The sequence below is a fragment of the Thermodesulfobacterium commune DSM 2178 genome, assembly GCF_000734015.1.
GTDB classification, from domain to species: domain Bacteria; phylum Desulfobacterota; class Thermodesulfobacteria; order Thermodesulfobacteriales; family Thermodesulfobacteriaceae; genus Thermodesulfobacterium; species Thermodesulfobacterium commune.
In genome coordinates, this window is sequence record NZ_CP008796.1 from 1,473,288 (window position 1) to 1,495,806 (window position 22,519).

Below are 22,519 nucleotides of genomic sequence, written 5' to 3' on the forward strand. Positions count from 1 at the left end.
ATTTTTCAGGGATAGAAAAATGATTTAACTAACCAACATTTAGAGACATATATTTTTGAGCTAATACGCTAAAATTTTTCTGTTGTGACTCCTAAAATAAAAAGGGCCTACTTGATTCCAAATTTAAACTGTCACACATACAAAAAGCTTTTCTAAAAGATGAAAGGTAAGTCATCTTATTTACTTTGACAAACCTTAAATTATCTTTATAATATTTTTATGAGCCAAAACTTTTTTATCGGAGGCAAAAATGAAAAAGATGGTAAGATTACTTATGGTGTTTACAGTTCTTTGTCTAATGGTTAACCTTAAGGATCTTTCTGCTCAAGAGGTTATAGATGTTACTAAAGAAGTAAACGTAACAGGTAATAACCCAGATCTTGTGTATTATCCTGTTCCGTTTATTCCTGTGTTAAAAGACCTTAGTTATCAGGGAGAACAAAGTGCCCTTTTAAAAACAGACAAAATAATTACCGGGATGTTGGTTTTTAAAGGAAACTACAAAGCCAATTCTTTGTTAGAGTTTTATAGAGTTCAGATGAAAAACAACGGTTGGGAAGAGGTGGGAAGTTTTACCTCTAAGATTACCTTTGTAGCTTACAAACGCCCAGAAGGGCATGCCTTTATCTCTGTGTCTGAAGGTTATTTTTCTACTGAATTAAGAATCGTAATCATTTTTAATAAAAATTAGTTTTAAGCTTTAAAGGAGAAAAAAATTGGTAGCTAATGGTCTTAAAGGGAGGAATATACTTGTAGGGCTCACAGGTGGAATAGCTGTCTATAAGGTCTGTGAGCTTATAAGAAAGCTTAAAAATTCTGGAGCCAACGTTAAAGTTATCCTTTCTAAAGGTGCTGAAAAGTTTGTTACTCCTTTACTTTTTGCAAGTCTCTCTGGAGAAAAAGCTTATACTGACGAAGATTTTTTTAAACCAACAGGAGAAATTTTGCATATAGACCTTGCCAAGTTTCCTGACGTTGTAATAATAGCACCTGCTACGGCCTCTTTTATGGCTAAACTTGCCTCAGGTCAGGCAGATGAGCTTTTACTTTCTACACTTTTAGCTACCAAAACTCCTGTATACATTTTTCCTTCTATGAATACGAACATGTGGGAGCATCCTGCTACCCAGAGGAATGTAGAAACCTTAAAATCATGGGGATACAGGGTTTATGAACCTGCATCTGGGGCTCTTGCTTGCAATACCACAGGTAAAGGCAGATTACCAGAGGTAGAGGAAATCTTTGAAACCCTTCAAGCCCATTTTGTAAAAAAAGATATGTTAGGGCAAAAGGTTTTGATTACCGGTGGGCCTACCAGAGAGTACATAGACGAGGTTAGGTTTATCACCAACGATTCCTCTGGGAAAATGGCCTTTTTACTGGCTAAAGAGGCCTATTATCGGGGGGCTGAGGTATATCTTATCTGGGGTGGGAAAGAACTTCCAGGTATCTTTCCAAGGATAAACGATTTTTTGGGAATACCTTATCCTAAGGTTTTTTCAGTATCTACCACCAAAGAAATGTTAGAAGTAGCTAAAACACTTTTTCCTAAGTGTAATTTGGCAATTTTTGCAGCTGCTCCATGTGATTTTAGACCAAAACAAGCCTTCAGTGGTAAAATAAAAAAACAAGAAATCCTAACCTTAGACTTAGAGCTAACAGAAGACATAGCCAAAACTCTTTCTTCTCAAAAACAACCAGACCAGATAACGATAGGCTTTGCCTTGGAAACTCCAGAAAATTTAGAAAAATACGCCCTTCTCAAGAAAAAAGAAAAGAACTTCGATTTTATCGTAGCCAATCCCATAAGCACCTTGTCTGCCGAATCCTCTGACTTTATCGTTTTCACCCCCAAAGACAAACTTGAATTTAAAGAGGTTTCTAAGGCTTACTTAGCTAAGGTTTTGTTTGATTTAATCGGGGTGTAAGGGCATAGGGGTTCTTCTTCTAAATAATCACCTGTAGCTTCATAGGCCCTGGCACGGCAACCTCCACAAACCCTTATGTATTCACATCTTCCGCATTTTCCCTTGTACTTAGAAAAATCTCTAAGATTATTAAATACCTCTGAATTTTCCCAAACCTCCTTAAACGTCTGTTCTCTAAGGTTACCACAAGGCACCTCTAAGTATCCACAAGTTTGTACTATCCCTACATGAGAAATAAAACAAAATCCTGTACCAGCAAGACAACCTCTGGTCATGGCATCAAGTCCAAAGTTTTCAACCGTTACGTCCTTTCCCTCTTTTTTAGCCCTTTGTCTTAAAATTCGATAATAAGTAGGGGCACAGGTAGCTTTAAGCTGAAGGTTACACTTATCTCTTTGTTCGTAAAACCACCCTAAAATCTCTTCATACTTCTCTGCATTAATACCACCTGTGGAAAGTTCCTTTCCTCTTCCTACTGGGACCAACAAAAAGATATGATGTGCCACCGCACCTAAGGATTTTGCAAGTTCATGTACCTTAGGGAGTTCTTCTAAATTTTGTGGGGTAATCGTGGTGTTTATTTGGAAAGGAACCCCCACTTTTTTTAAGTTTTCTATCCCTTTTAAAGCCCCTTCAAATGCCCCTGGAACTTTTCTAAAATTATCATGGCTTTCCGGGGTACTTCCATCAAGGCTGATACTAACCCTGGAAATGCCTGTTTCTTTAATTTGTTGGGCTACTTCCTTGGTTATAAGAGTACCGTTGGTAGCAAGCACCGGTTTAAACCCTAAATCTATACACCTTTTAGCTATCTGAAAAAGGTCTTTTCTTAATAAAGGTTCTCCGCCTGTAAGGATGATGATAGGCTCTGCCACCTCTTTTATTTCTTCAAGTATTCTGAAAATCTCTTCTGTGGTAAGTTCATTTGCATAAGGACCTTTAGAGGCTGCTGCCCTACAATGCACACAATCTAAATTACAACTTCTGGTAAGTTCCCAGGCAATAAGCCTTGGCTTAAATGTTTTTTCCATCCTTTTTACCCTCACATTTTATATCTTTCTCGTAAAAGAACTGCTCTACCTTCAGGCTGCTTTTCATTTTTTATGTTTATCAGTTCTATGATAACCACATCAGGAGGAGTTAAAAACCTCATAGGAGGGCCTCCGGTCCCAACCCCTTTTGATACAAAAAGATAAGACCCCTTTCCCAAATATTTTAATCCCCTATCGGTTTCGTATAAAAGTCTAACTAAAAAAGAGCCTATCCCTTTATAGAGTCCTCCGTGGGTATGACCAGAAAGCATAAGGTTAAAACATCCGATGGTTTCTTTTTGAACCACCGGTTGATGTTTTAAAACTAACACAAACTTATCTCGAGGGATTTTACACAAAAAAGTGTTTTCATCAAAACCTGGACTACAGGCTTTATAATAACGACAATCTCTATCGTCAAGTCCGACCAAAACCAAAAAACCTGCTATTACCTCTGTTTCGTCTTTTAATACCTTAAACCCTGACTTTTCTATAAACTCTAAAGCCTGTTTCCAGCCTCTGTAGTATTCATGATTTCCCATCACCGCATATTTCCCAAGAGGTGCGGTGATTTTAGCAAGTTCTTCTGCCAGATGGTCTTTTTTTCTCATGTTTCCATCAACCAGGTCTCCAGTATTTACTATCAAATCCGGTTTTTCCTTTTCCCAGACTTTTTTAACTAGTTCAATCTTTTCTTGACCTAAAACAGGCCCTAAATGAAGGTCAGAGATCTGCATGATCTTAACCCGACTTACTTGAGGAGGAAGCTTATCAGTCCTTATCTGAAGTCGTATCACCTCTAAACCAAGGGTTTCATAATAACTATACACAGAAAAACCAACGGCTAAGAAAACGGCACCTAACAAAATCTTTTTTGAAGTAAGGGTTTTCCAGCGAAAAACGAGCTTTATTAAGTCAAAAACTACACAAAAAACGCAAAGATAAAGCACAAAACCGATCCATATAAGCACTAAAAAAGCCAACCACTTTGAAAATAGAGGAGGTAAATGTTGGTCAGTATACCTTATAAAAACAGGAGAAAATACAAGGAGTATAAAAACAGTAACAATAAATTTACGGAGATTACGCCTTTTAACTAAGGGCCTAATCTTAGTAAGATAAAGATAGAGATAGATCAGAGAAAATACAGTAAAAAAAATTAAAAGAAACCAGAACATAAAATCAAAATTTTATGGTTTTACCCTGTTTTCCTCCCAGTATTTATAAATTTTAGTTTTTATTTCTTCTGGAAGAGGAACATAAGCAAGCCTCACTGCTATAGCATCGCCCTGTTTAAAGGCCCACTCAAAGAATTTAACCACCTCCTTATTAACCTCTTCTTTATCTTTAGATAAAAGGATATAGGTTAATCCTGTAATAGGCCAGGCTTTTTCTCCGGGTGCATTGGTAATCCAAGCATAAAAATGTTTCTTTGGGTCTAAGTCTGCAGACTTAGCCGCTTCTTTAAAGGATTCTTCAGAAGGGGCAACTACAGCCCCTGAGGCATTTTTTAAACTTACCATAGAAAGTTTATTCTGTAGAGCATAAGCATACTCTATGTATCCAATCGTATAAGGGGTCTTTTTTACATAGTTAGAAACTCCTTCATTTCCTTTAGCACCTACTCCCGTTTTCCAGCTTACAGAAGTGCCTGTACCTACCTCCTTCTTCCATTCAGTACATACCTGAGAAAGATAATGGGTAAATATGGCTGTAGTACCTGACCCATCAGCCCTATAAACCACTAAAATTTCTTTATCTGGCAAAACCAAATCAGGGTTAAGTTTCTTTATCTCTGGATCGTTAAACTTTTTAATCTTACCTAAAAAGATATAGCATAAAGTCTTTCCATCTAAAACCAGACTTTTTTCTTTAATATCCGGAATATTCACTACTGGAACCACCCCTCCAATAACCGTAGGAAATTGAATAAGTTTGTTTTCTTCCACCTCTTTAGGAGTTAAAGGCTTGTCAGTAGCGCCAAAATCAACGGTTTTTTCGATAATCTGTCTTATACCCCCTCCAGAACCTATAGACTGATAATTTATTTTTACGCCCGTAAGCTTATAGTATTCGTTCGCCCAGTTAGCATAAAGAATGTAAGGGAAACTTGCCCCTGCTCCGTTAATGAATTTAGAGGGCTTAGAAGGCTTTTCCCCTCCTCCTTTACAACCATAAAAACCTAAAAGCACCACCCAAATTAAAAAAAATCCTAATAAGGATTTTATCTTCATAAATTTCCCCCCTGCATTTTTCTTTCATAAGCCTTAGTGATTTCAGAGAAGGTAAAAATCGACATAAATTCATATCCTCTTTCTTGTATCCTTTCTTTACCCCCTTCTTCTCGGTCAACCAACGCCATAACCTTTACTATCTTGATACCTTCCCTTTCCAAGACCTCTATAGCCTTTATTACAGACCCTCCGGTAGTAACCACATCTTCTACCAAAACAACCTCCATACCAGGCGAAACATTTCCCTCTATTTGTTTAGAGGTTCCATATTTTTTAGGTTCCTTCCTGATCAAAAGCCCTTCTAAAGGATAGTCTTCTTCCTGTGCCTTAGAGAGGATGGCACAAACTATAGGGTCAGCCCCTATACTCATACCTGCAACTCCATCAACTCCAAGAAACCTTATTTCTTGCCAAAAGGCACACCCTATTAACTCAAAGCTCTTAGAATAAAGGGTAACCTTCCTGCAGTCTAAATAATAAGGACTTTCTTTTCCGCTTGCTAAAACAAAAGGCTTATCTGGAGAATAAAGAAAGGCCCTTTCCAAAATAAATTCTAAAAGAGCATCCCTCTTGGCTTTTATACAGATTTCAATGACACTCTGCACTAAAGGATGAGCTTTCCCTAAAAACCTTCTTAGTTCCTTAAACGCTTTATCTTCAGAAGGAAGATTGTAATAAATCAAATTTTTAAGATGCTCGAAACTTTCTGGAGAAATATAAGTAAACTTTATACCAAAACCTTGCCCTGGAACTGTCCTAACAACTATTCCTTTGATAAAAATTTTTACTTCAGGGCTTAAAAACAATACCAATACTACTTCTTGATTCAGTTCAGGCCAAAAATCACTTTCTAAGAATACTCCTCCATAACTTATGTCTTTAATCTTTGCTGTGTAACTTCTGTTTCCTACCAGAAACTCCACATCTATTGGAATTGGAATGCGGGTAAATTGACGTTTTTCCATCAAAACCAACCCCACCTATGTCTTTTTTTCTTACAAGGCTTACATTCACATTCGGGCTTAACTACTTTACCTAAAAGATCTACCACTATATTCTTAGCTATGTCAAAACTTATAACCACTCTGGACGTATCGTTTTTAAGTAAAAAATTCCTCCCCCAGACCCTTAACACCTCAAACACATCTCCTTTTCTTAATCCCATTGCCTCAATTTTTTTTATTATAGCATCTTCTCCTAAAAAATCCTCTATCTTTACCTTATCACCACATTTAGCCTCTACCAATAACATAAGAAAAAAATCCCTCCTCTATTCCTTATACCTACAACGACTACATACCCCGAAAATTTCAAGATGGTAGGTCAGAGGGGAAAAAGAAATCTTTTTCATTTCCTTTTGTAAAAGCTCCTCCAATTTATTTTCTACCAGCTCTTCTACCTGGTTACACTTTATACAGATAAAATGTAAATGAGGCTTTTTTTTCAAGGTTACTTCATAATAAGAACGACCACTTTGTCTGTAAACTTCTTGAATATAACCCCCTTCTATCAAAAGAGGAATGGTTCTGTAAACTGAGGCCTTAGAAATTTTATGCCCTTTATTCTTTAAACTAAGATAGATATCTTCCACATCAAAATGACCCGAACAACTTAACACTTCTTTAAATATCTCTTCTCTCTCTGGAGTATATTTTAATCCCTTAGACTTGATGAACCTACGAAAACTTTCCACCTCTTCTAACATGAAACAAACTCCATTTAGCTTATTTGATTTTCAAATTCAATTAATTTAAATAATACTTACTCAAATCTAAAATGTCAAGTGTTCGCATTAGATCATAAAAATGTCCTTGAAATAAGGGTTGTTAGACCAAAAATCTGCCCCTGAAATTAAAATTTCCTCCCTGATACCTAAAATTTTAAGGCACAGGGAGGAAAAGTTAGTTGAAAAATTAGCCTCTCAATACAACCAAGCTAAATCAAAAAAGTTAAAGTTTTAAATTCTATCACAATTTTGCAACCTCACTCAACTCTCAAGAGAAACCGCTAAAAACGCTTCCAAATACCATAATCCTCCACCAAGAACTCATTAAAATTTACTGGGAAATCCTTCTTTGTCCCTTTTCCGAAAGACTTCATCCTGTTCTCCTTCTCACCATTGACTTCTTACTCAAAGAAGGACTTTTAAAATATTATTTTACTAATGTTATTAACAAAACTAAAACTATTTCCCTTGGAACTCTAAAAAGAATCCTTAGGAAATTTGAGAACTCAAGTCTTAAGAGAAAATATAAAGTTCAAGCCTTCATCTATCATAAAGTTTCGATTTTAGCTGATTTTGGAAAGTATGCTCAAGTGGAGTTAGGGTATAATGCGCATAGGGAGGAAAGAGGAGGGGATAAGGTTAGGAAGCTTGTAGGGTATTGGAGGTATGATACCGAGGATGAAGTTAATTTGGTGAACCAGATTTATGAGGTAGGAAAGAGCCCTTACCAGAGAATCATGGAGAGTTCATTAGTGCCCGAGGAAGTAAGAGAAGCTTTAAAGGAACATTATAATAAGTTCTACCTGGTAGAATTAAAAAGGAAACTTGATGAATTGCTTACCCAATTATTCGGAGGTAAAATGAAGGGGAAATCTTTTTCAGGGACAGAAAAATGATCTAACTAACCAACATTTCAAGGACATATATTTCTGATCTAACACAGCTTGGCTAACTGATTGAGGTGAACAGAAGATATTCTAATGTTAAGGGATTACGTCTGTAAGAAGGTTAAGGTAGCCATAGGGATAATAAAGGTTTTCTTCTGAGAGGTTGTGGGCCTTTAGGGCTTTTTTGACTTCAGGTAAAAAGGTTTGGGCCAGACTAACCAGATCTTTAATAAGAACACAGTATTGCATCGCTCTTTCAGGTGAGGTTTTAATAAGTACAGGGCATCTTCCACCACAGAAAAACTCTGCCTCACAGGTGTTACAGCCTAACCAGTCCTTATAAGAAACTAAGGATAAAAGTTTGTCCTGCAATTTTGATAAATCGAGATTTTTAATTTCATCTTTGCGAAAATCAGCTAAAATCAATTCTTCTCCCATGTCTACGCACGGGAGAATTTTCCCCGCAAGAACATCAAAACTTCTCATTTTTTCTACTCCACACCCAGTTTGGCCTCTTCTGATATCTTTTAATAAAAAGAAAAACAACTCAGCCAACGGTAGTACTGGAAGGATTTTTCCTTTAAAAAGCTCAGCCACAAATCTTTCAAAAAGATAAGTCAGGTCTTTTAAGTAACCTTCTCTAAAACCAGAGAAATCTCTTATAGGACAATCTTTTTCTATCAAATGCCAAAAGAAAAAGTCAACCAGCCCCCTTTGATAAAGGTTAAAAAACTCCTCTAAGCAGTCTCTAAAGCTCATTTCTTCTCTTAAGGTAGACCACATAAGGACTTTTGTGGGGCAGTGAGATTTTAAAAACTCCAAACTTGCTTCAATCTGGTCTAATGAGGTCCCTTTCCTTACCCTTTCGTGCTGAACTTTTGTTCCATCGATAGAGATGATCAATAATTCTAACTGGCTGAAAAACTCTGGGTCCTTTTCTACAGCTTTTCTAAGGAGATTTCCGTTAGTGTAAAGAAAAAACTTTAGGTTTTTCTGTGGATAATAATTTTTTATTCTGTAAAAAATATCTTGGACTTTTTCAAAAACAAGAAGAGGTTCTCCTCCATAAAAGGCTATAAAGACAGGATTTCCGTTTGTTTGATCTAATAGCCAGTTTATCGCCTGAAAGGTTTTTTCTGGATCTTCCTCCCAAGAAGAGGCAAAAGCCCTCCTTTCACCATAGATTAACCCGTTTAAACAGCCTTCACAGCTTGCGTTGCATTTTCCAGTAACAGAAATGTGATAAATTGTAGGAAATGATTCTTTAAGAAAACTTTTTAATGTTATCATAGTTAACGTTAAATAACATTATTTGTTATAATAAATAATCAATTTTCACAAAAAGTCAAGGTTTAAAAGGGGGGTGAGTGTAAAAAAGGGATGGGTCCTTTTAGTAGTTATGGGTAAAACTGGAGATAGAAATCTATTTTAGAAGCTCAAAATGGATATTAGTTAGACATCTTTAAGAGAGGGTTTTTGTATCAACTTTATCCAGGCCATTTATTTTTTGAGTTAATGATCTATCACCTTCTATAACCTTCTTTAGATCTAAATCTGCACCAAGCACCCCTATCAGTCTGTGTTTATCGTCGAAGATAGGACAGGAAATGGTAAGACAATAAGAATTGGTGGCTAAGGAGACATAGATATCTGAAATATAGGTATCAAGGCTTTCCTTTACGTTTATAAACCATGGTCTACTTGACCAGTTTTCTCCATATCCTGTTGAACCATAGGCTGCTCTGAAATCCCAACGAGCAATGTTGTCTGTAATCTGGATGCCCTGGTCGTTTGTGATGTAAAGAAGTTCAAATATTTCATGTTGTTGTATCAATCTCTTTAGATAGTTTTCCATGGTAGGTCTATGCATAGACCTTAGCTCAAACGAAGAAGCAGCTTCTTGAATTATTTCTTTTGCATAGTCGTAGAGGTCAACCCTGGCCTTTCCAACTGTTAAAATTTGCTCTTCTGATAAGGAGTGTAGCCTTTCTGAATAGGTTTTTAATGTTGAAGACGAATGAGTGGTTTTTTCGATAAGCTCAGAGAGTTTGGAGATGGTATTAGAAAGAGTAGCTGTGGTTCCGTCAAGGTTAGCTGAAACTTCACTTAGACTTTCTGCATTAAGATTTAATTCTTTAATAGGTTGATTAATTTCTTCTAACTTTTCTCGGTTTAAACAAACAAGGTTGTAGGTTCTTTGAACTTGATGGTCTATGGCGCACATTTTTTCTTTTATTTTTTCTATGGTGCCAAAAACTTCTTTTGCTTTTATGGTAACATCTTTGGTAGCTTCTGTGGTTGCCTGGGCTAACTCTCTCACCTCTTGAGCTATTACCGCAAATCCCTTACCATTTTGTCCTGCTCTTACAGCTTCTATAGAAGCATTTAGAGCTAAAATTTTGGTTTTATCAGCAATCTTGTTTATGGTTTTGGTAAGAGTGGATATAATCTCAACGGTATTATATATTTCTTTAGTGGCCTCAACAAGCTCATCTACAGCTTTTTTAACAAAAAGCATGCTCTGTTCTGTATCTTTAAAACTTCTTTTTATGTGTTCCACGTTTTCATTAACTATACCCACCCTTTTTAAGTTTTCCATAGAGGAAAAAGAAATTTGGCTGGCTGTTTCTTTTAAAGAGTTAACTTCCTTTTTAATGCTTTTAATCTCAAGGTTAAGTTCTTTGGTAACTTCATTAAGAATTTCTGATTCTTTATTGATTAAAGGCGCAAGTTCCACAAGGTTTAAGGCGTTTCTTATTATCTCTTTCATAAAATGATTGTTGTAAGACTTTTTCCCATTTTTGTTTAAATCTTTACCCATTCTCCAGCTAACTAAAAACTTAAACATCCTCATCTCCTTTGAACTCTTCAATCGATGGTCTTATAGTAGATATTCAAATTTAATGCCAGAAAAATGTTTTGATTTTTTGAAGATTTAAAGATGGCTTAACTGTAGATTTTTGTAAAATTTTGTAATTTTTTGATAATTTTTTGGGATACTTGAAAAACAAGGTGAAGTAGGTGTGTTTATTTGGCTGACAGTAGGGGTAAGAAAGAGTTTTTGGCTAATACACTTTTAGCAGAGGATGATGGAGAGTTCAAGTGTGTCTTAGGAAGTGAAAAAGGTTTTAACGAAGCAGCATTAATGAAGCAGTAGACAGACAAGGTATTTTGATCTAACCCTGGGGTTAAACTGTGCTGCGGGTTAGGGCAAAATGTTTTTCTCTTTTTTTTCTTCTTTTTTCTACCTGTTTACTAAAAAACCAAAAGTCTTTTGGGATTAACCCTGAATAAAGGCTTGCATAAACCTCCCAAATGCGTTTTGTTGCCCCTTTCATACCACTCCATTCTAAAGTCATAGCAAGGGCTGATAGGTCTTTTAGACGGAGCTTTTTATCGAGTGGGGTTTTATACACCCTTACCCCGTCAAGGTCAAAAATCTTAAACCCTTCCTCATTTGTATGATAGAAATTATTAAACTTAGTATCTTTTATAAAAACACCCTTTTGATGAAGACCAAACAAAAACCTGACCAAATCTTCTAAAAGTCCTTCTCTTCCTAAGAAGTCCTTAAAACCTAAAAAGCCTTTTGGAAGGTAGGGGAAAACAATTCCTCCGTAAAAGGTCTCTTTTTTAAGAAACGCAACCTGAGGACTTTTCCAAAACAAAAACAACGGTTCGACTATAGGGACCTCTAATTTTTTAAAGGATTTTACTACCTCTAAATAACTTTTTACCCTGTTTTTTTTAAAAAACCTGGGGATAAACGCCTTAAGAAAAAAGTCTATTTTTCCGGAAGATTCCAAAGATATCAAAAAGTTTAGATGAGACGGAGTAATTTTATTAGGTTTAGCCAAAAAGGGGGCTGTTTTAAGCTGATTAAAAACCCCTTTAGCTTCTTCAGAAAAAAAGTAAAACCTAAAACTATTCCAGTTGGGAAATAAGGCAGTCCACATAACTATCCCAGGTTAGATGACTTACAGTTTGCGAAATCCTTTCTGGATCAAACCTAAGGCTCAAGGCCTTTAAAATTGCTTGCCTTAAGTCTTCTTTTGTTCGGTTTACCACAAATCCATTAAGTCCCTCCTTAACAAACTCACTTGTCCCATCATAAAAAGTGGTAACCACAGGAGTTCCCGTAGCTAAAGCTTCAAGCGTTGCCATGGCTCCAGGGTCATACCTCGTAGGAAGAACAAAAAGATCTGCCATACCATAGTATTTTTCTACTTCTTGAATTTTACCTAAAAAACGCACCCTTCTGGTTGAGACTCCTTCTCTCCCCACAACAAGTAACTTAACCCTTTCGGGAAGCTCTGGTAAAACCTCCATCAAAAGAGAAAGCCCTTTCCTTTTGGCATCATACCCCACAAAAAGAAGCAAAAAATCTTTTTCGTCAAAGCCTTTTTCTTTTCTATAAATTGTTTTTAGCTTTTTCAAAGATGGGTTAAATCTTTTAAAATCCATTCCCCTATGACAAACTACAGTTTTACTGTAGACCTCTGGATAAAACTGTTTGATCAACTCTTTGCCAAGACAAAAAAGAGAAACCACCTTTTTTGCGTTAATAAGTGCTTTTTTTTCAAGGGTTAGAAGGATTTTATATCTAAGGCTAAAACGTCTAAAAATTGAAGCTTTTTGTTGCTGTAAAAAGGCTATCAAAGGGTCGCAAAGGATAAAGAGGTCAGAAGGATAGGGATAGCGAAAAAAGCTTATGAGTTTATAAGAAGAAAGATTGGCAAGGATTTTTTTGGCTTGATAGATAAAAAAAAGATGTTTGGGTACTGACCCAAAGCCTTTCCATTTTACCTGATATAGCTCCAAATTTTTTAGGATCTCTTCTGGGAAAGATATGGTATGGGCAATTAGTCCTACCTTAAACCCTCGTTCTAAAAGCTTTAAGGCTACGTTTGCTGCGTGGGCCTCAGCCCCTCCGATTCCAAAACCTATTTTTGGCCTTAAAAGAATGATTTTTTTCATCCAAAAACGCTATAAAACATAAACTTTGATACCTGAGGATTCTAACCGTTGTTTTAACACAAAGGTGTTTTCTTTAAATATCTCTCGTTCCAGGATAGCAAATTTATATCCTTTAGAAGTGATGTAGTTTACCACCTCATCCACAGGTTTTTTCCCAAGTTTAACATAAAAATCTCGCCATTCGATTGCGGGACACAGAGGAACTTTTTTGTAGTTTGAAACATAGAAAAGAATTCTTCCTTCTCTGGTAAAAACTAAATTTTTACAGGCTTTTTCCGAGCAAACCTTTAGTTCTTCCTCTGGAAGAGACCTTGCTATATCTAAGGCTACCTGTTTAATCCCTAATTTATCTACCCTTTCTGGCTGAAACACCTTAATACCTGAAAAAATTATGATATAGGCCATAAGAAGTCCTATAATCTTGTTAGAAGAAAGCCTAAATCTCCGTTCTAAAAAGGCTTTAACGTTAAGAATCCCTAATCCCACGATAGGGCTTACAAAATAGAGAAGGGGCAACATATATCTTTTTTCCATATACCATTTAGCAAAGGTAAAATACCAGAGTCCCACAAAATATCCCACTGAAACTACCAAAAAGTAGGTAGTTAAAGGGTTTTCCTTAAGAAAACTTCTTAAGTTTTTAAACCCTGCTAAAAATAAAAGAAAGATAGGGAAGTGTAGAGCAGGGATAAACTTATAAAAAAAAGTGGTTCCAAAGGCAATCAGCCAAAGGTTCTGTTTTAAAATGTCCCAGAAATAAGGAGAAGGCATAGGAATGTCTAAATACCTGAAGTTTTTTAACTCTTTTGCGAAGGGCTGTTCAAAGGGGTTTAAGCAAGAAAGCTTGCCCTTTAATTCAACCAAAAAAAACCCTTTATAAAAACTTACATAACCTATACCCACTAAAAGAAGGATAAAAGGTATTATAGAAAAGCTAACCAAGGTGTTTAAGGCTGATTTTTTGTCTTTTCCAAAGATAAAACAGAAAAGAAGGTACAAGAAAGTTAACCCTATGAGAAATACTCCTTCAATCCTTACCCAAGAAGATAAAACCCAGAAAAGATTGGCTAACACAAAAAGAATAACCTTTTTTTTGCTTGACTCCTGATAACCTTTTATAAAAAACCAGACTCCCAAAAGGACTAAAAAGGTAAAAAAAGACTCCCTCATCACCTCTGCAGACTCTTTTATCAAGGTTGGATTAAAGCTATAGGCTAATAAAACTAAATAAAGGATAGGAGCTTTAAAAACTCTTCTCATGATTGAATAAAGCAAAACCAAAGAAAGAGAGCTTGAGACAAAAGAAACCAACTTTCCTGCAACTTCCCAATCTCTAAAAAGATAATAAAACGGAACGATCGCAACTGAAAAGAGGTTAATTTCTTTGATCCTTGAAGAAAGGCCACAAAGGTCTAAAAGATTGAGATTGCCTGTAGCAAGGACCATCGCCTGATAAAGATAAAGGGGAGAATCGCGAGAAATAAGCTCTATCGACCAGAACTCGAAGGGTCTGAGGACAAATCCAACGAGTAAAACTACTATCCCGATTTTATCAATCCTGTCTTTCATACCCGCTATTTTAGCTTAATTTCAAGAAATTAAAATTATAGTTTTTTTCCTCTTTTTTTGGCTTTGAGTGTTCTTCTTCTGATTAACCAGACCTTGAGTTTTACTAAAAATTTTAGCAACCCTTTAGAAGACTGGTTAACCAGACCTAAATAATAAGATAGGAACTTCTCAAATAGGATCGGTCCGCTATTTCCAAAATACTCCTCAAAAGAATAGCCAAGCTGGCCTAAATCCTTAATTTGATAACTTAGGGGAATTTTGGGATCTTTGATAACCCTTGATACGTCTAAAAACCCTAAGTTTTGGCTATGTTCATCCCAGAAAAAATGGTTTAGATAACAATCTTGATGAAAAAAATTTTTTAAATGCATTCTTGAAATCAGCTCTGCAAGTCTGTAGAGTAAATTTTCTTGGTTTTGTTGGCTCTTTGGTATTAAACTTGAAAGGGGGACTCCTTTTAGGGCAAAGGTTGCTATTTTAACCTTATCGAAAGATTTGTGCCTGAAAAAAGGTTCAGGGACAGAAAACCCTAAAGTTTTTAGTTTTAAAAGATTTTCCCACTCAGCCTCTGCCTCCTCAAAGTGGGCAGTATAGATTTTGATATAAAATTTCTGTCCGTTTACCTCATAACCTTTGATTTGTCTGTAGCGTTTTTCTCGTTCAAAAAAAGGAGCAGGGAGGTTGAGTCTTAACAAATTAGGGTCGAAAATTTTATAAAAAAACGGCAAATGTGCATCAACAACTTCAAAATCAGAGATCTTTGAAACATACATGTTTAATATTTTATTCAATTTTCTTTAGAAGTTTCTAAAAATTTTTTAACTCCGGCTACGATTTTTTCGGGGTCTATCAATTTAACACAGGTTCTTATGTTGTTTTTACAAAAGCTAACGGTTTTAAAAACAAAACTACAAGGTGCGCAACTGAGGTTTTCCCTAACCCAAAATATTCTACTCTCTGTAGGATGTTGCTCAGAGATGTCTATGGGTCCCGGGATGTAAACAATAGGAATTTTTAAAGCATCTGCCATGTAGGTTATTCCTGTATCAACTCCTATAAAGACAGAAAATCTTTCTAGTAGGGCTGGTAGTTCTCCTAAACTAAATCTTCCTGTCAAATCTAAAACTTTTTCTTTATTTTTAACCAGTTTTAATACCTCTTGTGCTTTATGTTTATCTTGAGAGGATCCAACCAAAACGAAATAACAATCTTTTTCTTGTAAAATTTTATTTATAACTTCTGCGATTTTTTCGTTTTCTAACTCCTTAAGCTTATTTCCACTACTAACTGCTATACCAACAAGTGGTTTGGTTATACCTTGTAAGACTTCTGTTACCTTTTTGTCTGCATCTGAAGTTTTATAAACTTCTTTAAAAAGGTTGTTGCTTTGGATTCCTATCTTTCCTAAGAGTTTTAAATAGGTTTCAACCACCAGCTGACCTGAAACATGAGTTTCTAAATAGGTATAAAATTTAGAGGCAAGGCGAAAGGTTAACCCGCAAAAATTAGGCAATATAGAAATCCTTGTAGGAACCAACCCCCATAAAAGACCTATGGTAAAAGGTACATTCGGATTAAGTGCTATACCTAAATCATATTCTCCTTTTCTTATATGATTGGCAAGTTTGATCTTACCTAAAAACCCTTTATAGTCCTTGGGTGAAAAAAAAACAACTTCATCGATGTAAGGATTATTTTCTGCAAGTTCTTTTACCACAGGATTAACCATTACAGTTAAACGAGACTCAGGATAGGTTTTTTTAATCTCTCTAAACACATGCGTAGTACAAATAAAATCCCCTATTTTTGCAGCCTGAATGACCAAAATTTTTCGAAATTCTTTGTTTCTATTCTTTAAACTGATAATAAACTGGATTAAAGGATAAAAAAGGTAACTTAACAATAGGTAAAGCATATCAAGTTTACTTTTTTCCTAAAACTTCTGTGAAAACTTTTTCTACTCCCTCTACATATTTTTCAATAGAAAAATTCTTCAAAATCCTCTTTCTTCCCTGTTCTCCTAGTTTTTTTCTCAACTGAGGATCCTTTATCAACAGCGAAATTTTTTCTGTAAATCCTTGAGGATTTTTAGGGGGAACAAGAAAACCTGTCTCTCCATCTATCACCAAACTAAGAACTCCAGGTATCTTTGAGGCCACAACCGGTTTCCCCATAAGCATAGATTCTAAAATAACACGACCGAATCCCTCCCTTTCTGATGTCAACACAAACACATCAAAGGCTTTAATATACGAAATAGGGTCAGACTGAAAACCAGCAAAAATAATCTCTTTTTCTAAATTCCTCTCTCTAACCAATTTCATCAACTCTTCCTTTTCTGGGCCATCTCCTACTATAACTGCTTTAAAAGGTTCTTTGACTTGCTTTTTTAACAAAAATATTGCCTCAATAAAATCATCCACTCTTTTTATTTTACGTAAAGTCCCAACTGTCCCTATAACGACATCTTTTTCAGAAATGCCTAAATTTTTTCTTATTTCGTTAGGAGGCATAGAAGGTTTTAAATGTATATCTATTCCATCGTAAACCACCACACATTTTTCTGAGAAAATACCATTTTCTACCAAAAAATTCCTTACGCCATCTGAAACACAGATTATTTTTTCTAACCAGAGATTAGTTTGTTTTATTAAAAATTTATTTAACTTAGGTATTGTTCTACAATGAAGCACAGCAGGAACATTTGTCATTTTTGCAGCTAAGATTCCTTCAAGATTGGTTGCAGGCTGATTGTTCATGTATATCAAGTCTATCTTTAAATCTTTTACAATTTTTGCGATAATTTTGGCGTTAGGTTTTATGCGAAAGAAATAATCTACCCAAAAAATTGCATATTTTCTTAATTTTTGATTGAAAAACAGAAGAACTCTCAAAAATTCCTTTATCAATTTGGTTTTCAACGATTTAGGTTGTTGTGGCAACAAAATAAACTTTACCCCTAACTTTTCAAGCTCTTTTTGAACGTTAGATTCAAACCCTTTATTATAGTTGTGATAAAACAAAGCAGTAAAATAATATTTTTCCTTATTTATGCGTTTTAAAAGTTCAATTAAGGAAACAGTCCCTCCGCCCCATTCTTTTCCTGTATCAAAGATTAGGATCTTATGGCTCATATGTTTTCAAACTCGTTAGTTTTTATTCAAACTCAAAATTAAATATAGCTTGAAAAAAGTTTTTTAAAAGCCTCTGAAACAGCAAAAAACAGGGGTTGCAATTTTTTTAAATAGGTATTAACTAAAATTTTAAGTTAAAAAAAGTTTAATCGAAGACTTAGAGGAGGGTTTATCATGATCATCATTATGGAACCTCACGTTACTCAAGAAAGCCCAGAGTTTCATTCTCTATTAAAATATCTCGAACGATTTCCCCATTTACATATCAAGGTGATCGAAAACAAAGGGGTTACTCGTACGCTACTTGAAGTACACCTGATAGGAGAAGACTATATGGTGTCTCAGGAAGATATAGAAAGCTTACCAGGGGTTGAAAAAGCCATAAAGGTTACTGCTAAATATAGGTTGATAGGAAGGCATGGGGTTCTTACTGACCTGGGGTTCACCTATAAAGACCTAAAATTTAGCCAAGATTCCTTCCATATCTTTGCAGGGCTTTGTGCTGTAGATACTTATGAGAATGCTGAAGCTATTTTTAAAGCTTTAAAAGAGAACGGGGTGTGTTGTGCTAGAATGGGGGCTTATAAACCAAGAACCTCGCCTTATGACTTCCAGGGCTTAGGGAAAGAATGCCTTCCCTGGCTGTTTGACTTAGCAGGAAAATATGGGATTAAAGTAATAGTGATGGAGGTGCTCTCTCCTCATCATATAGATGAAATTAGAGAAGCCCTGGACCTAACAGGCCATCCTTGTGGGGTTATCCTACAAATAGGGACAAGAAACGCCCAAAACTTTGAGTTGTTAAAGGCTGTAGGCAGGCAGTTAGATTTTCCTGTGCTTTACAAAAGAGGATATGGACTCTCTTTAGAGGAAAGCCTGAATGCCGCCGAATACATAGCCTCAGAAGGAAATACCAACATCATCTTTTGCCTAAGAGGTGTTAGAACTCACTTAGGAGACCCCCATAGAAACCTGGTAGATTTTTCCCATGTTCCTGTAGTCAAAAGACTTACCAGATTGCCTGTATGCATAGACCCTTCTCATCCTATAGGTTCCAGAGTAAAAGCTCCAGATGGTATTAGAGACATCTATCATATAACTGCACAGGGGGTAATTGCCGGAGCCAATGCCATCCTGGTAGAGTTTCATCCCTGCCCAGAAAAGGCTTTATGTGATGGGCCTCAGGCCTTGCCATTAGAGGAGCTTCCTCTTTATCTTGAGTATGTATATAAGGTGAGAGAAACCTACTTAGAGCTTAAAAAGTTGGTAAAAGATAAGGGTGTTTAGTGCCTTTTTTTTACCTTCTTTTGACTGGATACAGATAGAAGTTTCAGGTCTGTGTAATGCACAATGTTTTTATTGTCCCCATACCGTCTGGCGAAAAGACTGGTTAGGGGCCAATTTAAGTTTAGCTACTTTTAAGAAACTCCTTCCTTATTTTAAAAAAACTAAACTTGTTTATCTACAGGGCTGGGGGGAACCCCTTCTTAATCCTGAGTTTTTTGAGATGGTAAGGCTGGCTAAAGCCCAGGGAGTTAAAGTAGGTTTTACCACAAATGGCACCTTAATAAACGAAGACCTTGCAGAAAAAATAGTGTTTTCTAAGGTTGACGTTTTAGCCCTTTCTTTAGCAGGGATAGAAACCAACGACCGTTTAAGAAAAGGAACTTCTCTTAATCAGGTTTTGAAAGCTATAGAAACCATAAACTCTGTTAAGACGTTAAAACAGCAAAATCCTCAAATTCATATAGCTTACATGCTTCTCAGATCAAACGAGTATGAACTGGAAAGATTACCTGAATTTTTGGCAGAATATGGTATAAGAGAAATCATAGTTAGCCTTCTTGATTTCGTCCCCTCTAAAGATTTAGAGGAGGAATGTCTTGCTCCTCAAACTGAAGAGGATTTTAACCTCCTTAAAAAGCGGGCTGAAAAAGTGGCTGAAAAAGCTAAATCCTTGGGCTTAAAGATGATTTTCAACCTACCGTCGCCTTGTTCTCAAGGAAGGGTATGTAGCGAAAACCCGATAAAAAGCCTTTTCATTAACTCCCTTGGAATGGTATCCCCATGCGTGTTTACAGGAATTCCAGTCAAACAAAAAACAAACGTCTATTTTGGTAACATCCATCAAGAAACCCTTAAGGCTATATGGAATAAACAGGAATATAAAGAGTTTCGAGAGGCTCATCTTTCTCGAGCTAAACCACCGGTTTGTGCAACCTGTCCCAAAGCAAGGATTGAGTTAGTCTTTTAATCCCTAAAGTAGTAAAATTAAAAAATAGAGGTAAAATAAAGTCCTTATGATTATATCCTTTTTGCCTACTTTTAAAGGTGATGTTAACTATTTTTTGTTCGAACCTTTAGATAAGGATTTTTTTGACCTTTTATCCAAAGCCAAGGCAGTGATCTTCCCTCCTACAGTTACTTCAGACCTTTATTTTTTGGTAAAAAATTCAGGTGTTCCTGTTTTTCCTGAATATACTTTAAGGTTTCAATATCCTGGGAAAATCGGACAAATTTTTATGTGTAAAAACCTAAGACTTCCTCATCCAGAGAGTGTGGTATTGCCAAGGCTTTGTGGATTAGAAGAAAACCCCTATCGCAAGGGAATAAAACTCAGCTTTCCTGTGGTGGTTAAAGGCAACTGGGGAGATGAGGGGACAGAGGTTTTTCTCTTAAAAACTAAAGAGGATTTTTACAACTTTTTACCTACGCTTAAGACTTGGGAGAGGTCTGGTAGATATGGGGTGGTCTTCCAGGAATACATACCTGAGGAGTTTGACGCAAGAAGTGTGGTTATTGGGGATACCATTTTGGTTTTCTTCAGGGCAGGAGGGTTTAAGAAAAACCTGGTGCAAGAAGGTACCATAATCCCTCCTCCTCAACGGGGGTTAAAAAGAAGGGTGGTTGAACTTACCAAAAGAATTATAGCCAAAACAAGATTTAATCTGGTAGCCATAGACTTTCTTTTTAAAGACAAAAAACCCCTGGTAAACGAATTTAATTTTACCTTTGGAAGGCGAGCTTTAGGAGAAAAACGCTACGAGACCTTACTCAAAAAAGCTATCAAAAAATTTTTAGAAGAAGTTTTATGAAAAATCATGAAAAAGTTTTTTATCAAAACCTTAGGATGTAAGGTAAACCAAGTAGAAAGTGCTTACATCGTAGAAAAACTCACAAAAAAAGGGTATATACTGACTGAAAAAGAGGAAGAAGCTGATTTTTTCATCCTTAATTCCTGTATAGTTACCGCAAGAGCAGAAGCTGAGGGAAGGAAGCTTATTAAAAGATGGAATAAGTTAAACCCCGATTTAATCATCGTTGCAGGTTGTTACCCTCAGGCTTATCCGGATAACCTTAAAGGTTGGGGAGAAAAGGCTCAGATTAAAAATCTTCTTCTCTTAGGGCAGAAAGAAAAATTAAAAATTGACATCTTTTTAGAAGAACTTCCTTTTTTAAAAGGCTATACCTTTTCTGAACCAAAGGTTTTTATCGAAGGTCTTTCTAAAGAAAAAGAAGTTGAGGCCCTTTTTATAGAAAGATACTTTTCTCGCTCAAGGGCCTTTATCAAAATTCAGGATGGGTGCGACCAATTTTGTAGTTATTGTATAGTTCCTTATTCAAGAGGAACGCCTCGGAGTTTGCCTTTAGAAAAGGTTTTAGCAGAAATCGAGAAAGTCTTGCTTGCTGGCTACGAAGAAATAGTACTTACAGGGATCCATCTTGGGCAGTGGGGAAAAGATCTGATGCCCAAACAGAATCTACCAGATTTACTTTGGGAAATAGAAAAACTCTTTGAGAAACAAAAAAAAGACCTGATTTTAAGGCTCTCTTCTTTAGAAGTAACAGAAATAACCCCTGAATTTTTAGAGTTTGCTAAAAGCAGTGCCTTTTTAGCCCCCCATTTTCATATCCCTCTACAGAGTGGTTCTGACAGAATCTTAGCCCTTATGAACAGACACTATACCGCTAAAGATTATTTAACTGTTTTAGAAAAACTCTATAATCTTTATCCCCAGGCAACCTTTGGAGCAGATGTAATCGTAGGATTTCCGTCAGAGGATGAATGGGATTTTCAAAAAACCAAAGAAGTTATAGAAAAGTCTCCTTTAAACTGGCTCCATGTTTTCCCTTTTTCTCCAAGGCCTGGCACTCAAGCAGAAAAAATAACCCCAAAGGTCCCCCCTGAGATAATAAAATCTCGGGTAAACTTTTTAAAAAACTTAGGGAGCCAAAAAAGGGAAGTTTTTTTATCCCAAGAAGTGGGCCAAATTAGAAGGGCGGTGGTTGAGACCATCAAAGAAACTGAGGCTCAAGCCCTTTCAGAAAACTACATCTCCCATAAAATCATGTTACCTCAAGGTTTATGTTTAGCCAAAGGGAAGGTATTAAAGGTCAGGTTTATAGCTAAAGAAGGAGACTATTTATTAGGTGAAGTCTTATAAATCTTAATAAAAAGCAAGGTGTAATGAAAACCAGAGGCTAAGGTAAAAAAGATAACCAGCTGGCCAAACACAAAAATAAACGTAGGGTTTAACCGAAGGACCAGCAAATGGAAAAGATAGGTAAAGATAAACCCTATCTGTAAGGCAGTTGAAACCTTTCCTAAGTAGGTTGGTTGAAACTCTATCCTTTTTGAAGACCGTAAATAAAGATAAACAGCCCCAAGAAGAATACCTAAGTCTCTAATCAAAACGATGACAAAAAAATCAAAAGGTAGAAGACGATCATAATAAAGCAAGAAAAACATCACGTTTATAAACGTTTTATCTGCTATAGGGTCAAGGATCTTTCCCAGCTTGGTTTCCCAGTGAAAAGTCCTGGCAAGAAATCCATCTAAAGCATCGCTAAGTCCCCCTGTCAGAAGAAGAAGCAAAAACACATAAACCGGAAGATTTTTGGTCCATAAAATCGGAAAAACTATCGCAAGAATCAGTCGATAAAGGCTTAAAAGATTGGGAAGTTTTAGCATGTCTTTTAACATAAGGTTCATAGATTTTAAATAATACCGTATTTTTAAAAACAATAAAGTT

At 36.0% G+C, this 22,519-nt stretch carries 23 protein-coding genes; 8 read left to right on the forward strand and 15 right to left on the reverse strand.

Features of this window, described 5'->3' with window-relative positions:
* Positions 1-250: 250 nt before the first annotated feature.
* Together HL41_RS07480 and coaBC are read left to right on the forward strand one after the other, a co-directional pair.
* The gene (locus tag HL41_RS07480; RefSeq protein WP_038060518.1) at positions 251-691 is read left to right on the forward strand and encodes a hypothetical protein; all 441 of its coding nucleotides are present in this window, start codon (positions 251-253) and stop codon (positions 689-691) included.
* A gap of 25 nt (positions 692-716) precedes the next feature.
* A complete protein-coding gene (gene coaBC / locus HL41_RS07485) occupies positions 717-1,928 on the forward strand; it encodes a bifunctional phosphopantothenoylcysteine decarboxylase/phosphopantothenate--cysteine ligase CoaBC (protein ID WP_038060519.1) in 1,212 nt (403 codons plus the stop codon).
* On the opposite strand, the gene ahbD is transcribed toward coaBC, so the two are convergent.
* The 6 genes from ahbD to HL41_RS07515 form a co-directional block, all read right to left on the reverse strand.
* Entirely contained in the window at positions 1,889-2,959 is a 1,071-nt protein-coding gene (ahbD, locus tag HL41_RS07490; protein WP_038060583.1) for a heme b synthase, read from the reverse strand. The genes coaBC and ahbD overlap by 40 nt on opposite strands.
* A gap of 11 nt (positions 2,960-2,970) precedes the next feature.
* Complete coding sequence (locus HL41_RS07495) at positions 2,971-3,930, reverse strand: metallophosphoesterase (RefSeq protein ID WP_235181291.1); 960 nt, start codon at positions 3,928-3,930, stop codon at positions 2,971-2,973.
* Between the two features lie 219 nt (positions 3,931-4,149).
* Positions 4,150-5,193, reverse strand: coding sequence for a phosphate ABC transporter substrate-binding protein PstS (gene pstS, locus HL41_RS07500; RefSeq protein ID WP_038060521.1), 1,044 nt, complete (start codon positions 5,191-5,193; stop codon positions 4,150-4,152).
* On the reverse strand, positions 5,190-6,158 hold the full coding sequence (gene pyrE, locus HL41_RS09165) for an orotate phosphoribosyltransferase (protein WP_051754586.1): 969 nt from the start codon (positions 6,156-6,158) through the stop codon (positions 5,190-5,192). Before pyrE ends, pstS begins: the two co-directional genes overlap by 4 nt.
* Positions 6,158-6,445, reverse strand: coding sequence for a FeoA family protein (locus HL41_RS07510; RefSeq protein ID WP_081856507.1), 288 nt, complete (start codon positions 6,443-6,445; stop codon positions 6,158-6,160). The genes pyrE and HL41_RS07510 overlap by 1 nt, the downstream gene beginning before the upstream one ends.
* Positions 6,446-6,463: 18 nt before the next feature.
* Entirely contained in the window at positions 6,464-6,898 is a 435-nt protein-coding gene (locus HL41_RS07515) for a Fur family transcriptional regulator (protein WP_038060522.1), read from the reverse strand.
* Between the two features lie 611 nt (positions 6,899-7,509).
* Here HL41_RS07515 and HL41_RS07520 point away from each other — a divergent pair.
* On the forward strand, positions 7,510-7,815 hold the full coding sequence (locus HL41_RS07520) for a hypothetical protein (protein WP_038060523.1): 306 nt from the start codon (positions 7,510-7,512) through the stop codon (positions 7,813-7,815).
* 87 nt (positions 7,816-7,902) lie between these two features.
* Here HL41_RS07520 and HL41_RS07525 read toward each other — a convergent pair whose 3' ends face one another.
* Positions 7,903-9,096, reverse strand: a complete 1,194-nt coding sequence (locus tag HL41_RS07525) for a radical SAM/SPASM domain-containing protein (RefSeq protein ID WP_038060525.1) — start codon at positions 9,094-9,096, stop codon at positions 7,903-7,905.
* 172 nt (positions 9,097-9,268) lie between these two features.
* A complete protein-coding gene (locus HL41_RS07530; RefSeq protein WP_158506238.1) occupies positions 9,269-10,654 on the reverse strand; it encodes a methyl-accepting chemotaxis protein in 1,386 nt (461 codons plus the stop codon).
* 183 nt (positions 10,655-10,837) lie between these two features.
* Here HL41_RS07530 and HL41_RS09880 point away from each other — a divergent pair, with 183 nt between their 5' ends.
* Positions 10,838-10,963: a hypothetical protein gene (locus tag HL41_RS09880; RefSeq protein WP_268745241.1), complete on the forward strand. Its 126-nt coding sequence runs from the start codon at positions 10,838-10,840 to the stop codon at positions 10,961-10,963.
* Positions 10,964-10,994: 31 nt separating this feature from the next.
* On the opposite strand, the gene HL41_RS07535 is transcribed toward HL41_RS09880, so the two are convergent.
* From HL41_RS07535 to HL41_RS07560, 6 genes are read right to left on the reverse strand one after another with little or no spacing between them, the layout of a single operon-like run.
* The gene (locus HL41_RS07535; RefSeq protein WP_038060528.1) at positions 10,995-11,762 is read right to left on the reverse strand and encodes a hypothetical protein; all 768 of its coding nucleotides are present in this window, start codon (positions 11,760-11,762) and stop codon (positions 10,995-10,997) included.
* Positions 11,731-12,783 carry a glycosyltransferase family 4 protein gene (locus tag HL41_RS07540; RefSeq protein ID WP_038060530.1) on the reverse strand — a complete coding sequence of 351 codons (1,053 nt, stop codon included), beginning with the start codon at positions 12,781-12,783 and terminating at the stop codon, positions 11,731-11,733. The genes HL41_RS07535 and HL41_RS07540 overlap by 32 nt, the downstream gene beginning before the upstream one ends.
* Before the next feature lie 9 nt (positions 12,784-12,792).
* Positions 12,793-14,352 (reverse strand): glycosyltransferase family 39 protein, encoded by a 1,560-nt coding sequence (locus HL41_RS07545; RefSeq protein WP_038060531.1) that lies wholly within the window; start codon positions 14,350-14,352, stop codon positions 12,793-12,795.
* A 35-nt stretch (positions 14,353-14,387) separates the two neighbouring features.
* Positions 14,388-15,125 (reverse strand): lipopolysaccharide kinase InaA family protein, encoded by a 738-nt coding sequence (locus HL41_RS07550; protein WP_144241986.1) that lies wholly within the window; start codon positions 15,123-15,125, stop codon positions 14,388-14,390.
* Positions 15,126-15,139: 14 nt separating this feature from the next.
* Positions 15,140-16,267: a glycosyltransferase family 9 protein gene (locus tag HL41_RS07555; protein WP_038060534.1), complete on the reverse strand. Its 1,128-nt coding sequence runs from the start codon at positions 16,265-16,267 to the stop codon at positions 15,140-15,142.
* A 7-nt stretch (positions 16,268-16,274) separates the two neighbouring features.
* On the reverse strand, positions 16,275-17,486 hold the full coding sequence (locus tag HL41_RS07560) for a glycosyltransferase family 4 protein (RefSeq protein WP_038060536.1): 1,212 nt from the start codon (positions 17,484-17,486) through the stop codon (positions 16,275-16,277).
* A gap of 174 nt (positions 17,487-17,660) precedes the next feature.
* Between HL41_RS07560 and HL41_RS07565 the strand changes: the two genes are divergently transcribed.
* Genes HL41_RS07565 through mtaB form a run of 4 tightly spaced genes read left to right on the forward strand, consistent with a single transcriptional unit; the run spans position 17,661 to position 21,931 of the window.
* Positions 17,661-18,773 (forward strand): 3-deoxy-7-phosphoheptulonate synthase, encoded by a 1,113-nt coding sequence (locus HL41_RS07565; protein WP_038060538.1) that lies wholly within the window; start codon positions 17,661-17,663, stop codon positions 18,771-18,773.
* Positions 18,766-19,740 (forward strand): radical SAM protein, encoded by a 975-nt coding sequence (locus tag HL41_RS07570; protein WP_022854791.1) that lies wholly within the window; start codon positions 18,766-18,768, stop codon positions 19,738-19,740. Before HL41_RS07565 ends, HL41_RS07570 begins: the two co-directional genes overlap by 8 nt.
* A 46-nt stretch (positions 19,741-19,786) precedes the next feature.
* The gene (locus HL41_RS07575; protein ID WP_028842979.1) at positions 19,787-20,581 is read left to right on the forward strand and encodes an ATP-grasp domain-containing protein; all 795 of its coding nucleotides are present in this window, start codon (positions 19,787-19,789) and stop codon (positions 20,579-20,581) included.
* A gap of 6 nt (positions 20,582-20,587) precedes the next feature.
* Positions 20,588-21,931, forward strand: a complete 1,344-nt coding sequence (mtaB, locus tag HL41_RS07580; RefSeq protein ID WP_038060540.1) for a tRNA (N(6)-L-threonylcarbamoyladenosine(37)-C(2))-methylthiotransferase MtaB — start codon at positions 20,588-20,590, stop codon at positions 21,929-21,931.
* Here mtaB and HL41_RS07585 read toward each other — a convergent pair.
* On the reverse strand, positions 21,907-22,479 hold the full coding sequence (locus HL41_RS07585; protein WP_051754587.1) for a CDP-alcohol phosphatidyltransferase family protein: 573 nt from the start codon (positions 22,477-22,479) through the stop codon (positions 21,907-21,909). The genes mtaB and HL41_RS07585 overlap by 25 nt on opposite strands.
* Positions 22,480-22,519 lie beyond the last annotated feature (40 nt).

Bases quoted from the DNA above. Each gene is read 5' to 3' on its own strand.
- HL41_RS07515 (WP_038060522.1), bottom strand. From the start codon at position 6,898: ATGTTAGAAGAGGTGGAAAGTTTTCGTAGGTTCATCAAGTCTAAGGGA.
- pyrE (WP_051754586.1), bottom strand. From the start codon at position 6,158: ATGGAAAAACGTCAATTTACCCGCATTCCAATTCCAATAGATGTGGAG.
- HL41_RS07565 (WP_038060538.1), top strand. From the start codon at position 17,661: ATGATCATCATTATGGAACCTCACGTTACTCAAGAAAGCCCAGAGTTT.
- pstS (WP_038060521.1), bottom strand. From the start codon at position 5,193: ATGAAGATAAAATCCTTATTAGGATTTTTTTTAATTTGGGTGGTGCTT.
- ahbD (WP_038060583.1), bottom strand. From the start codon at position 2,959: ATGGAAAAAACATTTAAGCCAAGGCTTATTGCCTGGGAACTTACCAGA.
- HL41_RS07550 (WP_144241986.1), bottom strand. From the start codon at position 15,125: ATGTATGTTTCAAAGATCTCTGATTTTGAAGTTGTTGATGCACATTTG.
- HL41_RS07575 (WP_028842979.1), top strand. From the start codon at position 19,787: ATGATTATATCCTTTTTGCCTACTTTTAAAGGTGATGTTAACTATTTT.
- HL41_RS07480 (WP_038060518.1), top strand. From the start codon at position 251: ATGAAAAAGATGGTAAGATTACTTATGGTGTTTACAGTTCTTTGTCTA.
- HL41_RS07545 (WP_038060531.1), bottom strand. From the start codon at position 14,352: ATGAAAGACAGGATTGATAAAATCGGGATAGTAGTTTTACTCGTTGGA.
- HL41_RS07555 (WP_038060534.1), bottom strand. From the start codon at position 16,267: ATGCTTTACCTATTGTTAAGTTACCTTTTTTATCCTTTAATCCAGTTT.
- mtaB (WP_038060540.1), top strand. From the start codon at position 20,588: ATGAAAAAGTTTTTTATCAAAACCTTAGGATGTAAGGTAAACCAAGTA.
- HL41_RS07560 (WP_038060536.1), bottom strand. From the start codon at position 17,486: ATGAGCCATAAGATCCTAATCTTTGATACAGGAAAAGAATGGGGCGGA.
- HL41_RS07510 (WP_081856507.1), bottom strand. From the start codon at position 6,445: ATGTTATTGGTAGAGGCTAAATGTGGTGATAAGGTAAAGATAGAGGAT.
- HL41_RS07540 (WP_038060530.1), bottom strand. From the start codon at position 12,783: ATGAAAAAAATCATTCTTTTAAGGCCAAAAATAGGTTTTGGAATCGGA.
- HL41_RS07585 (WP_051754587.1), bottom strand. From the start codon at position 22,479: ATGAACCTTATGTTAAAAGACATGCTAAAACTTCCCAATCTTTTAAGC.
- HL41_RS07535 (WP_038060528.1), bottom strand. From the start codon at position 11,762: ATGTGGACTGCCTTATTTCCCAACTGGAATAGTTTTAGGTTTTACTTT.
- HL41_RS07525 (WP_038060525.1), bottom strand. From the start codon at position 9,096: ATGATAACATTAAAAAGTTTTCTTAAAGAATCATTTCCTACAATTTAT.
- HL41_RS07530 (WP_158506238.1), bottom strand. From the start codon at position 10,654: ATGTTTAAGTTTTTAGTTAGCTGGAGAATGGGTAAAGATTTAAACAAA.